Below are 14045 nucleotides of genomic sequence, written 5' to 3'. Positions count from 1 at the left end.
GACCTATAGACAAAACAAATCGGAAATCTCATCAAATATGATGAAGGATTTCCGATAATTAAAAGACTAATTCACTTGATGGGTTTCTTCAAGTTCAATACGATAATTCCCACCGACCAATGTCAACTTGCTGATTTGAATACTGGATGATGCGTAACGCTCTTCTTCCCCTTTGAACAATGCGATGGATTCGATAGACTGCTGACTTGTTTCCAGCTGGTTGAAGTATTGACCGACTTCACCATCTGTCGTCGTAATTTTAATGAGCGGCTGATCAACAGTCAGCTGCCCTTCTGCCAGCAATGTCTGATTGTTTACAATTATTCGATCAAATACCATTGTAATGCCTCCTTTATAGTCAACTATATTTTAATACCAACTACTAGAAATTACAAAGATTTAGTAAATACCAGTGTAGAGGCAGGCTTATTCAGAATATCGAGCACAGTCATAATATCAGCGAAAGAAATCGCATTGATTCGCTGTTCAAACGCTTCAAGCGTCACGACTTTACCGTAATACAAATAACTCATGCCGCTGCGCATTATCATCTGACCTTCATAGTCATTATTCATATACGCATTCGTGATTAAATAAGTCTTCGCTCTTTCAAGTTGATCAGCAGTCACTGTATCTCTAAATGAGTTCAGCAGCTTGTTTATTTCAGCTGTTGCTTCGTCAATAGCAGTATGGTCGCAAGCAATATAGATTGAAAATAGGCCGCCCTCATCAAATGATTCAAGTGAAGAGTACACGTTATAACATAAGCCAAGTTCCTCACGCAGCCTTCTAAATAGTGGAGATGATACCGATTCACCGAACATCGAGCTGAACAAACTGAAGGCATCGTATAACGGGTGATGATAGCTTACGGCATTATAGCCTATCAATAAGTGGGCCTGCTCATAATCATACAGCCGGCTGTCATTAAACGGTGTCCACCGATAATGAGCTGCAACCTGTTCAAAGTCACTGCTTTGCATTCTGCTGAACATATCAATCACTCCGTTCGGATTATCTCCTGAGTAGGAAATAATGATTCGGTCAGCACTGTAAAACGTCTGATAGAAAGAAATCAGAACGTTCCGGTCAATAGCGGCGAGCGATTCCTTAGTTCCTAAAATCGGTTGCGAAAATGAACTGTTTTGAAATGACTGCTTCTGGAAAGATTCATAGATTAAGTCTTCCGGGTCATCTTCTGTCATTTTGATTTCTTCAAGAATCACCTGCTGTTCACGCTTGATCTCTTCTTCTGGAAAGGTAGCACGATTCAGCATCTCGTCAAGAAGCTGTATAGCCCGAGCTTCGTATCGCTTTAGTGTTTTAATCGTATAACAAGTGTATTCTTTCGTCGTATAAGCATTGACTTCGCCTCCGATCGCATCCATTTCTTCTGCCATCTGCATGGCGGTGAACGCACGAGTTCCTTTGAAGAGCATATGCTCAATAAAGTGAGCTGTCCCTGCCGGGAATGAAGATTCGTGCTTTGTTCCTACTTTGACGAATGCAGCTATATGTACGATTTGATGTGCATTGCTATGTTCAAGAAAAACAAGTCCATTTTGTAACTTCAACGATTAACCTCTTTTCAAGAAAAAACTGGATCCATCAATGATCCAGTTTTTCTATTTACTATTCTTTTGATTCTGCCTGTTTATTTTCTGCAAGGAGGTCCTTACGAGATGCATTGACACGACCTTGACGGTCAATTTCAGTGACTTTAACAAGGAACTGGTCACCCATCTTCACGACATCTTCAACTTTGTTGACTCTTTCCTGAGTCAGCTGAGAAATGTGTACCAGCGCATCTTTTCCCGGGAAGATTTCTACGAATGCACCGAATTTTTCGATGCGTTTAACAGTCGCCATATACACTTCGCCGACTTTCGCTTCGCGTACAATATCTTCAATCAAGCCTTTTGCTTTTTCAATCATGCTTGCGTCACTAGATCCGATAAAGACAGTGCCGTCTTGTTCAATATCCAGCTTAACGCCTGTTGCATCGATAATTTCATTGATTTTCTTACCACCAGGTCCAATGACGTCACGAATTTTGTCAGGATTGATGTGGATGATTTCAATCTTTGGAGCATAAGCACTCAGCGTCTCACGCGGTGCATTGATAGTCTGCATCATGTGTTCCATAATGTGCATACGACCGATTCTTGCCTGCTCAAGTGCCTCCTTCAAGATTTCTTCTGACAGTCCATCAATCTTGATGTCCATTTGAATCGCTGTGATGCCCTCTTTTGTACCTGCAACTTTAAAGTCCATATCGCCGAGAGCATCTTCCATCCCTTGGATATCTGATAATATGGTATAATCTTCACCTTTCTTAACAAGTCCCATCGCAATACCCGCTACAGGGGCTTTAATAGGTACACCAGCATCCATCAATGCTAATGTTGAGCCGCATATTGATGCCTGTGAACTTGAACCATTGGATTCAAGCACTTCTGAAACAACGCGTATCGTGTAAGGAAATTCTTTTTCATCAGGGATTACTTGCAGCAATGCACGTTCGCCGAGTGCACCGTGACCGATTTCACGACGTCCTGGCGCACGAATCGGACCTGTTTCACCTACTGAGAAGTTCGGGAAATTATAGTGGTGCATATAACGCTTCTGCTCCTCAACACCTAAACCGTCAATAATCTGATGTTCTCCTAGCGCACCTAATGTTGCTACAGATAATGCTTGAGTCTGTCCTCTTGTAAATAGACCTGAACCGTGTGCTCGCGGCAGCAGCCCGACTTCACTATCAAGCGGTCTGATTTCATCCGGACGACGCCCGTCCGGACGAATCTTGTCTTCTGTAATTTGACGACGGACTTCTTCTTTGATTAAACCATCAAATGTCTTATTGACCACAGTCATTGTCTCTTCATCTTGACCGATATATTGATCGATGATCTGCAGCTTAACTGCAGTGATATTTTCTTCACGCTCCAGCTTGTCTTTAGTTTGAATCGCTTGAGCAAGTCCTAATTCCTCTGCATAGCGCTTAACTTCATTTTCAACCTGCTCGTTCGGAGGTGCAGGAACAAATTCTTTTTTCACTGGTGCGATTTCATTGACGATGCTCTCCTGGAACGCGACCAGTTCTTTGATGGCTGCATGGCCAAACATAATCGCTTCAAGCATTTTGTCTTCTGGTACTTCTTTGGCACCTGCTTCAACCATGTTAACCGCGTCTTTATGGCCAGCTACTTGCAGATCTAACAGCGACTGCTCCCGCTGGGCAACCGTTGGATTGATAACCAGTTCACCGTCGATAAGACCGACATTGACACCTGCAATAGGGCCTTGGAAAGGAATATCTGACACTGCTAATGCTACCGAAGAGCCGAGCATCGCTGCCATTTCTGGTGTATTATCTGCGTCCACACTCATCACGATGGAGATGACTTGAATATCATTGCGGTAACCTTTCGGGAACAGTGGACGGATCGGACGGTCAATTAAACGGGCAGTCAATGTCGCGTCTTCACCCGGGCGTCCTTCACGTTTGTTGAAGCCGCCTGGAATCTTTCCGGCAGCATATAATTTCTCCTCGTAGTTGACCATGAGCGGGAAGAAATCAACGTCCCGTGGTTCCTTGCTTGCAGTTGCAGTCGATAACACCACTGTGTCGCCGTAGCGGACAAGTGCCGCACCGTTCGCCTGTTTTGCCAGCTGGCCGACTTCAACTGTTAACGGGCGTCCTGCCCATTCTGTTGTAAATACTTTTTTCTGAGACATTAAAAATGCTCCTCTCCAATATATATCATCCATCATATCATTTATCCGTTGTTTGAGGTATATTTAGACATAAAAAAATCGAAAGAAACAACTGTCTCTTTCGACTAGAATTAAGATTAACGACGTAATCCTAAAGATTTAATTAATTCACGGTAACGTTGAACGTCATTTTCACGTAAGTAAGTCAGTAAGTTTTTACGACGACCAACCATTTTAAGTAAACCACGACGTGAATGGTGATCTTTTTTATGAGTACGTAAGTGCTCGTTTAATGCATTGATTTCTGCAGTTAAAACAGCAATCTGTACTTCTGGTGATCCTGTGTCTGTTTCGTGCACACGGTATTGTGCGATTAATTCGTTTTTACGTTCTTGTGAAATTGCCATAATTAAATGACCTCCTATTATATAATTGACACCATGACCTGAGCAGATCGTCGGAGTGATCGATAAGCCAAGGAAAGGTACTTGACCTATTATAGCACCATCGCTGAATTAATCAAGTGAAATATCAGCTAAAAGTTGTTCAGCCCACTGCTTATCCTGCTTGATCTGGGCGATAAGTGCGTCTATGCCGTTGAACTTCTGTTCTGGTCTGATGAATTCATGCCAGAACACTTCGACACGTTCGCCGTAAATAGATTCCGTGAAATCAAAAATATGAACTTCTATGGAGACAGCAGAAACTGCCGGATCATGAAATGTCGGCTTATAACCGATATTACAGACACCTTTTAACATTTGATCTGAATCTGTCCGTTTCAGCGTCACGGCATAAACACCGAGCTTCGGCAGCACATAGGCTTCATCAGGTGCCACATTAGCAGTAGGAAAACCAATCGTCCGTCCGCGCTTCTCTCCCTGCACGACGAGCCCGGAAATTTTGTAGGGACGACCAAGCTGCGCGTTCGCTTCCTTAACATGTCCTTCTTTCAGTGCATTTCTGATATGCGTCGTCGCAATCTTGTCTGCATTCAGCTCCTGTTTCGCAACAGCCGTGACATTGAATCCCTGCTTATCAGCTTCAAGCTTCATCATATTCCCTTTACCGAACTTACCGTATGTAAAATCAAACCCGGCGATTACTTCTTTAACATGGTTGTTCGTCAAATAGTCACGGATGAAATCCTGTTCCGCCATCTGTGCAAACTTCGATGTGAAAGATACGACAAATAAATAATCAATCCCGATGGCTTCCAGCAGGCGCTGCTTTTCATCAAGCGGCGTCAAATAGTCCGTTCGCTTTTTCTCCGGATTGAGGACGACTGACGGATGCGGATCAAACGTCATCACCGCTTTAGCCAGCTGCTTCTCTTCAGCAATCTCCTTCATCGTATTGATGACTGACATATGACCGAGGTGCAGCCCGTCAAAAAATCCGATTGCGAGGGCGACATCCGGATGATTGTACATGTCTGTCAAATTATGATTGGTATGTATCGTCTTCATCATTATCACGTTCTCTTTCCCATATACTTTATGCTTAGTGTATCAGAAAATGACGTCATGAAGCCAAAAAAAGATTCCACCTATAGATGGAATCTTTTTAAGAACTCAGCCTTCCTGCTGAACCATTCTCACTAATGCGCTTGCGATAGCGTTTTTCTCTTCACCTTGAGCATTGTTCCATAATTCATTAAGAACTTTTTCCTCACGGTTTTTAGGCTCTTCGTTTTTTGCTAAGTGGTCTGCAACTTTTTCTGCTGCTTTGACAATCGCGTCATCGCTCATGCCTAATTTTTCAGCTCTGCCGACTTGTTTGTTTAAGTAAGATTTGAAGTTGTTGAAGCTCTCCAAGATTTGGTCTCTATCTTCCTGTGATAAGTTGTTTAGTTGTTCTTCTGGATTTACATTTGCCATTGTTAGGACAGTGTCCTTTGAATGAGTATGAAACTATCAATATCATTATAAATGATGATCGATAGTGTATATTTAGCCACTTATCATCATTCTAAACACACATCAATGAAATTTACATATAGTTTTCTAATTAAATACTTTTACTGCTTTGACCTGTCCTGGCTTTTCCGGATGCGGCGCATAGATGGCAAGCGCCTTATCGTCATAAGTAATAACAGTCGGCTCACATACAGGAAGCTCGTCATCACTGAACTTCTGGCCGTTGTTCACACGTAGTTTCAGCGCCTCGTCCACTGCGAGATGCGGCAGTTCTTTCAGTCCTTCTTCTATCGGCCTCAGTAACGGCTGGACATCCACTGTATCCGCAATCTGATCGAGCGTATAACAGTCATTTAAAGTGAATCCGCCGCTTTCCAGCCGGGTCAGTCGCGACATATGCCCGACTGTATTTAGTTGTTCAGCGATTTGAGTGGCGAGCGTCCGGATATAAGTACCTTTACCGCATGCCACATCAATTGTAAATGTCAGCCGGCCGTCTTGATAAGTCAGTCTTGACGTCCGCGTGATGTCCTTGATATGGACGATGCGGAACGGCCGTTCAATTACTTTCCCTTCCCGGGCATATTCATACAGTTTGCGGCCGTTGACTTTAACAGCAGAGTACATGGGCGGTGTCTGCTCGATATGTCCTATGAGCTGCGTCAAGGCATTATCCACCTGTGCTTCAGAATAGCAGTCCGGCTGAATGAGAACTGTGGAAATCACGTCCCCGGTCTGATCTTCTGTCGTCGTCTGGCTGCCGAGCGTAATCTCTGCCGCATAGCGCTTCCCGCTGTCCATAATGTAATCACTAATTCTTGTCGCAGGACCGATGCAGACAGGCAGCACACCATCCACTGCAGGATCGAGTGTCCCTGTATGGCCGACTTTTTTTGTCTTTAACAGTTTTCTCAGTTTGAAGACCACGTCATGACTCGTCATGCCCCGTGGTTTATTGATAGCAAGTACGCCGTTCAGCATCATCATTCCTCCATTAAAAAAGCAGATAGTAGGCACTATCTGCTATCCTTTATTAAGATCAGCAATCATACGTTCAATCTTGTTACCGTAATCAATCGATTCATCATAGACGAATTTCAGTTCAGGCACAATACGCAGTTTCATACGCTGACCGACTTCTGTCTTCATGAAACCTTTTGCTTTTTCAAGACCTGCAAGTGTCTCACGGCGTTCCTTGTCATTGCCGAGAACTGTCACATAGACTGTCGCAAGAGATAGATCTCCTGTCACTTCTACTTCTGTGACTGTCACAAAGCCGACACGCGGATCTTTAATCTTCTGGCTGATGATTTCACTCAGTTCCTTTTTGAGCTGTTCACCGACACGTTCACTTCTCATACTCATGTTATCACCTCGCTGTTAACATACCCTGTGAGCAGGAAAATATGTCTATTCATTATAAGATGCGAGTGTGGTCCTGTCAAACAGAGGGATATCGTGCTGTTTATTAAGGAGAAGGTCGATCAAACGCGTTCAGCTGATACGTTCTGCTCGACTCGCCTACTTCCTATAATCACTATATTTGAAACTCATTGAGCGATTAAAAAATCATCATCAGGGAATCAGTTGTACTATGAGCGGTTCTGCCGCAGGTTATATCATTTAAAGGAGACTCTGCTATGTTTGAGAAAATGTTTTTTGATGGCTTTGATGTCATCTTCCGCACGCTTTTCATTGGTATCATGGCCTACTTATCGCTGATTGTGATCTTAAGAGTGAGTGGTAAGCGAACATTGAGCAAAATGAATGCGTTTGACCTGATCGTCACCGTTGCGTTAGGATCTATTCTTGCCAGCATCATCACAAGCAAAGATATCAGTATATCTCAAGGACTTACCGCGTTCATCACTTTAGTCGGCCTGCAGTTCATCATGACGAAGCTGTCCTTTATCAGCCCATCTTTCAGTGATGTCATCAAGTCGAATCCGACCCTGCTCTATTATCAAGGTCAGTTCGTGCACAGACAGATGAAAAAAGAACGTATACTGCAGATAGAGATTCTGCAGGCCATCCGCTCAGCGGGCCACAACTCACTCGACGATATACAGGCGGTCATTCTGGAAACAGACGGGACTTTATCGATAATCAGTCACAGCACAGATTCAAATATCAAGGACAGCCAGCTCTTTGCTAAAGTACAGGAATAACTTGGCAAACTGAATAACTTCAACCTTAATACAACAGTGAATCCAAAATTAACTGTAGATAAAGAAAAAGTAAGGCTTCGACTTTTAAATGGATCAAATGCAAGAAATTACACCTTTAAACTAAATACAGGGGATTCTTTTGTACAAGTCGCAACGGACGGCGGGTTTTTAAATGAACCGGTCTCAATGGAAGAAATCACACTCACGCCTTCAGAGAGGGCCGAAATAATCATTGATTTTTCTAAAGTCGATGGTAATGAAAATATAGCGTTAATGAATGAAGATGATGCCACGCTCTTACCTTTTGAAATTACAGATCAAACAGGTAAGAACATGGATATACCTGATGAAATGAATGACTTTTCAGTTACGGAAGAAGAAAAGAACCTGCCAGTGACAAAAGAAATTGAACTTTTCGGCATGATGGATCAGGTAACGATAAACGGAAAAAAATTTGATCCTGAAAGAATTGATTTTACGCAGGAACAAGGTGTTACAGAAATATGGGAAATCTATAATAAACCTGACATGATGGGCGGCATGATTCATCCGTTCCACATCCATGGTGCTCAGTTTAAGATCCTTTCCAGGAATGGAGAAGCACCACCTGAGAACGAAAGAGGCTGGAAAGATAGTTTTTCCGTTGCCCCGGATGAGACTGTAAAAATTGCCATTCAGTTTAAAAATAAAGGCATATATATGTTCCACTGTCACATACTTGAACATGAGGACAATGGGATGATGGGACAGGTTAAAGTAGAGTAAGCTCCAAAGCTTCAATCTAATAACAAAAAAGGAACTATTTCTTGATTCTTTCTAGACGAATTACAATATTGAGTAAGTTGGAGAAGGACAATCATCATTAAAATTATGTGCAGTTTCTATGGAGTTTTACCATATCGGTTTATATGCGAAATGGATGGGTATTCAATTAATGTAAGTGCATTCAATTCTATAGGAGGGATTTATAATGGTTCATGAACAACATCAACAACTGATTCAGACGTTACATGAATGTATGGAAACCTGTAACCACTGTTACGATGCCTGTCTGAGGGAAGAAGACGTAAAAATGATGGCGGAGTGTATCCGATTGGATCGTGAATGTGCAGATATCTGTGCATTTTTAGAACAGGCTCTGACAAGAAATTCACCATTTTCTTCTGATCTGGCGGCAGTATGTGCCAAGGTCTGCGAAGCATGCGGCAACGAGTGTCAAAAACATGACCACGATCACTGCCAGAAATGTGCAGATGCGTGCTTCAAATGTGCAGAGGCTTGTAAAGAAATCGCCTAAGCACAACACTTAGAAAGAAGTGGTATGTCGGAATTTATTCTGGACATACCACTTCTTTTATTTCCGGTTAAGATTGTACCCAGCATTTTAACGAAAATATACATTAAGGTGTATTTGCATTATTAATTAAGAGTGCCCTTGATTTTGACAATACTTATAAGAGACGCCTTAGTTTAGACAAGTTTATAAAAAACAGTTGAGTTCGCTTAGAACCATCGTTGCAAGGAGGAGTAAACCGAATTCCCTTCAAAACAGTCATTAATGTATCTGTTAATTCATATAATAAAAAGAGCTTATCCATGCAGATTATCCATTTGAGATAGATAATCCAGTAAAGATAAGCTGTCTTTTTTATATTCGCTCATTAGCATCACCTCAGAAATAATAGTCTCTAAAACATATGCCCATGGTTTGTGCAGTTTTTAAAATGTTTCAAATTAATTTTAGCAATGTGCTCAAAATCTACATTTTTAAGCAATCGATAATATGAGAAAGCTACTTTCTAATCCACTTGTAGCCCACGCCCCATACTGTGTGAAAATAATCATCGATGGGAAAACCCACTTTCCTGATTTTTTCTCGCATGTTTCTAACATGTGAATCCACAGTCCGGCCTTCAGTTTCTGAATGCATACCCCACACTAAATCAATCAATTGATTTCTAGAAAATACCCTTCCTGGATTTTTCATGAGTAATCCAATGATTGCAAATTCTTTTGGTGTTAATTTTACAAGCTGTTTTTTATAGGATAGTTCAAATTGATCTTCGTCCCATAACAGTCTTTCGACTTCAATCCGGTTGACAGGTCTTGTTCTTCTTAGTAATGCATCCATTCTTGCAACCAATTCTTCTTCATTAAAAGGTTTTGTTATATAGTCATCTGCACCCAGCTTGAGTCCTTTTACAATATCTTCTTTCTGCTCACGTGCAGTCACCATGATAATAGGTACATCTGAGTATTGCCGTATTTCTCTGCATACTTCCCATCCATCCATTTCAGGCATCATGATATCCAGTAGAATAAGATCAAACTTCTCTTCTTTAACAAACTTAAGCCCTGCTTTTGCACCTACTGCTTTTCGACAAAAATAAGGGTAAGGTTTCAAGTATAATGTCAACAGTTCGAGCATTCTCTCTTCATCATCGATTAACAGCACTTTATTCATTTACATTCTCCTTCTTTAAAGATATGACGAAAACAGTCCCCTTGCCGAGTGTACTTTCTACTCCAATCTCGCCACCATGCAACTCCACAATTTCTTTAGCGATTGTCAGCCCGAGACCAGACCCTCCGCTTACCCGGGATCTAGACTTTTCAGAACGATACAGTCGATCGAATATAAAGGGTATATCTTCTTCTGGGATTCCTTCTCCTGTATCTGAAATAGTTGTTAAAATTTCATTTTTATTTTGAATAACTTCCATTGTGATATGGCCTTTCTCGGGAGTATACTTTATTGCATTATCTAATATATTCAATATAACTTGTTGAATTCTTTCGGGATCTGCCAGAACAACCAAGTTGTCCGGACAATGAAAGAAAAGCTCTATCTTTTTTTCATTGAGCGCTGGACGGATTCGTGCTAAAATCGTCTCAATCAAAGCGCTAAATACTACCCTCTCTTTTGTGATGGCAAATTCATTATGATCGATTTTAGCTAATTCAAACAGATTTTTTATCAGGTCTGCTAAATGCTCTGTTTCTTCCTGAATGATTTTAATGTATCTATTCCTGTCCGTTGTGGATATTTCTTTTCTGCTAATAATATCCGTATACCCTTTCATATAGGTTAAAGGTGTTCGTAGCTCATGCGATATACTCCCTAAAAATTCATTTCTCTCGTTTTTTAAACGTTCCAGATCTTGCGACAGCAAAGTAATCGAAGTCGCCAAATCTCCAAGCTCATCTTTTCGATGTGTATACAATTCCACGTTATGATTGCCTCTACTTAATTGTTCTGTCGCTTTTTTCATCCTCAATACCGGTTGGGTAATAACTCTGGAAAGAATAAACACCGTTATAACAGTCAGAAGTAAAGTCAATAGACCCACAAGCAAAAACTTATGGCTGAGATGATCAATAATCCGTTCGATGCTATCACTTTCAGCAAACATAAAAACATGCCCGCTATGAGTTTCGTTAAAAGTTAGGGGGCTGTCTGTAGAGACATATTTTTCTTCTGACCAATTTGATTTCAGAATGGCTCCTTCTTGTGGTATTTCATCATAATCAGTATGTTCAATGACAGTTTTCATTTCTGGTTCAACTGGATCAGAACTGATGATTACTTTTCCATTCTCATCTGTTATCACCACAATAAAATCTGATTCTGACTCCATAATCGCAACATGTTCCAATGTCGTGGTTGTATAGTTTTCTTCCAATACGTCTCTGTGTGTATTCCCCCGGGCCAATAAATCCCCCATCACTTCCTCCACACGATCAGCGACCAGATTTGTATATAGGATATAGAATAATATGATTTCAATAATAAGAATCACCAGAAAAAACAAAAGTCCGATTTTTAAAGCTAATTTATTGAACATAAAAGCCTCCTCAGTTTTCTGCAACAGTATAAATCGTGATATATCATCTTATCATTTTGTTTATTAGTCATATTATATAGAAAAGTAGTATTTTTATTATGAATAATTCAGCTTATTTTACTTTTCCCACAACTAAAATTTTCTTCCACTATTCTTATGAGCCGTCATTAGACACATAACTATTTCTGTTTATAGTCTAGATTGCTAACTCATCTTCGTTCTGTGGATTGATTGCAACATACAAAATACCATCATCTTTCATTTCCACTATCTTTCGATAAAATAATCTAACAGAAGTAGCAGCTGCAACGAAGTTTTAGTCTGAAAAATGTATGACTAAGTATAACACCTGACCGTCAAGACTTTTTAAATTTAAAGGGTAACTCGAAGTTACATGAGTGATTTTACCACATCCCGCTAAAAATATAGATGATAATATTATATTATTAATTATTAATTTTCTTGGTATCATGATTATATTCGCTACTCTCTTTATAGATATTATTATTTAAATATCGATTTTTCGTGCAGATTTGAAGGAAGCGCTGAGATATCATCCACGGTTAATAAATCTTTAAATTGAAATCCAATATGTCGAGTCGGTAATATTATTCTTGATTAAATACATTTATTTTTCATTGAATCTGCACGTAAACTGCAAAATTTATTGGTAAAGTTCTCAGTAGAACTAATAAAATGGAGGGTATATACATGGTAAAAAACAAAATATTATTAGGACTTCTTTCCATATTCGCTGTATTTTTAATGGCTGCCTGTGGTAATGGGGAAACTCAGCCTAATGAAGAAAGCCAAAGCACTGAAACAGAGTCTAGATCTGAGGAGGAAATGGACATGGAATCAGATTCCGAAGGTCAAATGGAACATTCAGCCGATGAGATGTCCAGTTCGGGTGAAGTGCCTGAAGATTTGAAAGAAGCAGAAAATCCAACTTATGAAGTTGGAAGTCGGACAATTATTGAAGCAGAGCACATGCAAGGTATGGATGGTGCTGAAGCAACAATTTCCGGTGCTTTTGACACGACTGTCTATACTGTCTCATACACACCTACGAATGGTGGAGATCCTGTCGAAGATCATAAATGGGTCATCCATGAAGAATTGGAAGGTCCAGGAGAAGCACCACTGGAGCCCGGCACTGAAGTGACCTTGGATGCGGATCACATGAAAGGCATGGATGGTGCAACAGCCACGATTGACTCAGCTGAAGAAACGACTGTCTATATGGTAGATTTTGTTACAACAGATACTGAAGAAGAAGTGCAGAATCATAAGTGGGTTACAGAAAGTGAACTGGCACCTGTGGAATAAATTAGTGAATAGTAATATAGGATAAAAGCATGAATTCCTGATTACAAAGAAAAAATCCGGCAAATCTTGAATTAAGATTTGCCGGATTTTTTATCTTGGTCTCTTTCTACAATTATTATATAGAATCAATATGACATAAAAAGATGATACTCTAAATTCTTAAAATCTTTTGTCATTAACTAGCTGCAGCATGAACACGCAGAACCATCTTCTTTATCAATATCCTCTTTAATCTCGTAGCCGGTATTTTGAATAGCACCTTTGATGTCTGCCAAATTAATTGTACTGTCATTAAATGTTACATCTACTTTACCTTCAGGAATTTGAGCTTTGACTGATTCAACGCCATTTAATTGACTGACACTTCCCTCAACTTTATTAACGCAAGCCCCACATGACATTCCTTCTACATTAAGTGTTACTTTTGACATATAAATTCCTCCTTAAAATTTAATTAGATTACGCTATACAATAATTTTATCATACCCCAGGCAGGTATTTTATATCTTCTCTATTTTTTTTATTTAACCAATCAATTATCTTACTTAATTCATTGTATCTACTGCTGATTAACAGTTACATTGACCTGGAACACAATTACATTGCACTTCGTCAACTGCATTCTTTTTTTTCATTTCTAATACTTCTTCTAATTCTTCTATGTCTCTAAAACTTAATGTTGATTTTGAAATTAAATCTGCAATTATTTTTCCAACGTCTTTACTACATATATTATTGAAAGTTTGTTCAAGCGTACTTTTAAGAAAATCACTTTCCTTTAAATCAGTTGAATAAATGTATTTATTGCCGTCCTTTTCTGTGTTTAATACACCTTTATCAACAAGTCTGCCAATAAGTGTTTTGGTCGTGGCCGGTTTCCAATTCTTTTTATTTTCTATAATATCTCTAATATCTTTACTCGTAGTTTTGTTTTGTGCCCAAACGACCCGCATCACTTCCCATTCGGAATCTGTGATATTTGAATCAATTGCTTTGGTCATATTTTCACCTCTAATTTTTTCAAGTATTTTTAAGATGTCTTTCATATTTCATACAGTAAAGAA

Annotated in this window: 16 protein-coding genes; 4 read left to right on the top strand and 12 right to left on the bottom strand. The window is 39.9% G+C overall.

Features of this window, described 5'->3' with window-relative positions:
- Positions 1-66 precede the first annotated feature (66 nt).
- The 8 genes from AC3IPL_RS04780 to rbfA all read right to left on the bottom strand — a co-directional run bounded on the left by AC3IPL_RS04780 (position 67) and on the right by rbfA (position 7004).
- A complete protein-coding gene (locus AC3IPL_RS04780; RefSeq protein ID WP_489242107.1) occupies positions 67-339 on the bottom strand; it encodes a hypothetical protein in 273 nt (90 codons plus the stop codon).
- Positions 340-389: 50 nt separating this feature from the next.
- Positions 390-1574 carry a M16 family metallopeptidase gene (locus AC3IPL_RS04775; protein ID WP_489242106.1) on the bottom strand — a complete coding sequence of 395 codons (1185 nt, stop codon included), beginning with the start codon at positions 1572-1574 and terminating at the stop codon, positions 390-392.
- 58 nt (positions 1575-1632) lie between these two features.
- Positions 1633-3741, bottom strand: a complete 2109-nt coding sequence (gene pnp / locus AC3IPL_RS04770; protein WP_489242105.1) for a polyribonucleotide nucleotidyltransferase — start codon at positions 3739-3741, stop codon at positions 1633-1635.
- Positions 3742-3857: 116 nt separating this feature from the next.
- Entirely contained in the window at positions 3858-4127 is a 270-nt protein-coding gene (gene rpsO / locus AC3IPL_RS04765) for a 30S ribosomal protein S15 (RefSeq protein WP_149459756.1), read from the bottom strand.
- A 108-nt stretch (positions 4128-4235) separates the two neighbouring features.
- Positions 4236-5189 (bottom strand): riboflavin biosynthesis protein RibF, encoded by a 954-nt coding sequence (gene ribF / locus AC3IPL_RS04760; protein ID WP_489242272.1) that lies wholly within the window; start codon positions 5187-5189, stop codon positions 4236-4238.
- Between the two features lie 105 nt (positions 5190-5294).
- Complete coding sequence (locus tag AC3IPL_RS04755; RefSeq protein ID WP_489242103.1) at positions 5295-5600, bottom strand: DUF3243 domain-containing protein; 306 nt, start codon at positions 5598-5600, stop codon at positions 5295-5297.
- Between the two features lie 126 nt (positions 5601-5726).
- Positions 5727-6620: a tRNA pseudouridine(55) synthase TruB gene (truB, locus tag AC3IPL_RS04750; RefSeq protein WP_489242271.1), complete on the bottom strand. Its 894-nt coding sequence runs from the start codon at positions 6618-6620 to the stop codon at positions 5727-5729.
- A 42-nt stretch (positions 6621-6662) separates the two neighbouring features.
- The gene (rbfA, locus tag AC3IPL_RS04745) at positions 6663-7004 is read right to left on the bottom strand and encodes a 30S ribosome-binding factor RbfA (protein ID WP_489242102.1); all 342 of its coding nucleotides are present in this window, start codon (positions 7002-7004) and stop codon (positions 6663-6665) included.
- Positions 7005-7279: 275 nt separating this feature from the next.
- On the opposite strand from rbfA, the gene AC3IPL_RS04740 reads away from it, so the two are divergent.
- The 3 genes from AC3IPL_RS04740 to AC3IPL_RS04730 all read left to right on the top strand — a co-directional run bounded on the left by AC3IPL_RS04740 (position 7280) and on the right by AC3IPL_RS04730 (position 9104).
- Positions 7280-7807, top strand: a complete 528-nt coding sequence (locus AC3IPL_RS04740) for a DUF421 domain-containing protein (protein ID WP_489242101.1) — start codon at positions 7280-7282, stop codon at positions 7805-7807.
- A 36-nt stretch (positions 7808-7843) separates the two neighbouring features.
- Positions 7844-8572, top strand: a complete 729-nt coding sequence (locus tag AC3IPL_RS04735; protein WP_489242100.1) for a multicopper oxidase family protein — start codon at positions 7844-7846, stop codon at positions 8570-8572.
- A gap of 205 nt (positions 8573-8777) precedes the next feature.
- Positions 8778-9104: a four-helix bundle copper-binding protein gene (locus AC3IPL_RS04730; RefSeq protein ID WP_489242099.1), complete on the top strand. Its 327-nt coding sequence runs from the start codon at positions 8778-8780 to the stop codon at positions 9102-9104.
- A 495-nt stretch (positions 9105-9599) separates the two neighbouring features.
- Here AC3IPL_RS04730 and AC3IPL_RS04725 read toward each other — a convergent pair whose 3' ends face one another.
- Both AC3IPL_RS04725 and AC3IPL_RS04720 read right to left on the bottom strand, forming a co-directional pair.
- Entirely contained in the window at positions 9600-10271 is a 672-nt protein-coding gene (locus AC3IPL_RS04725; protein WP_489242098.1) for a response regulator transcription factor, read from the bottom strand.
- Positions 10264-11652 carry a sensor histidine kinase gene (locus AC3IPL_RS04720; RefSeq protein ID WP_489242097.1) on the bottom strand — a complete coding sequence of 463 codons (1389 nt, stop codon included), beginning with the start codon at positions 11650-11652 and terminating at the stop codon, positions 10264-10266. The genes AC3IPL_RS04725 and AC3IPL_RS04720 overlap by 8 nt, the downstream gene beginning before the upstream one ends.
- A gap of 711 nt (positions 11653-12363) precedes the next feature.
- Here AC3IPL_RS04720 and AC3IPL_RS04715 point away from each other — a divergent pair.
- A complete protein-coding gene (locus AC3IPL_RS04715) occupies positions 12364-12981 on the top strand; it encodes a YdhK family protein (protein WP_489242096.1) in 618 nt (205 codons plus the stop codon).
- A 179-nt stretch (positions 12982-13160) separates the two neighbouring features.
- Here AC3IPL_RS04715 and AC3IPL_RS04710 read toward each other — a convergent pair whose 3' ends face one another.
- Together AC3IPL_RS04710 and AC3IPL_RS04705 are read right to left on the bottom strand one after the other, a co-directional pair.
- The gene (locus AC3IPL_RS04710; protein ID WP_051239034.1) at positions 13161-13412 is read right to left on the bottom strand and encodes a copper ion binding protein; all 252 of its coding nucleotides are present in this window, start codon (positions 13410-13412) and stop codon (positions 13161-13163) included.
- A 138-nt stretch (positions 13413-13550) separates the two neighbouring features.
- A complete protein-coding gene (locus AC3IPL_RS04705; RefSeq protein WP_099482772.1) occupies positions 13551-13982 on the bottom strand; it encodes a CopY/TcrY family copper transport repressor in 432 nt (143 codons plus the stop codon).
- Positions 13983-14045 lie beyond the last annotated feature (63 nt).

The sequence above is a fragment of the Macrococcus sp. GL_134 genome (genome assembly GCF_057834705.1).
Note: the sequence above shows the minus strand (reverse complement) of the source record. Positions and strands in the feature narration are given on the sequence as shown.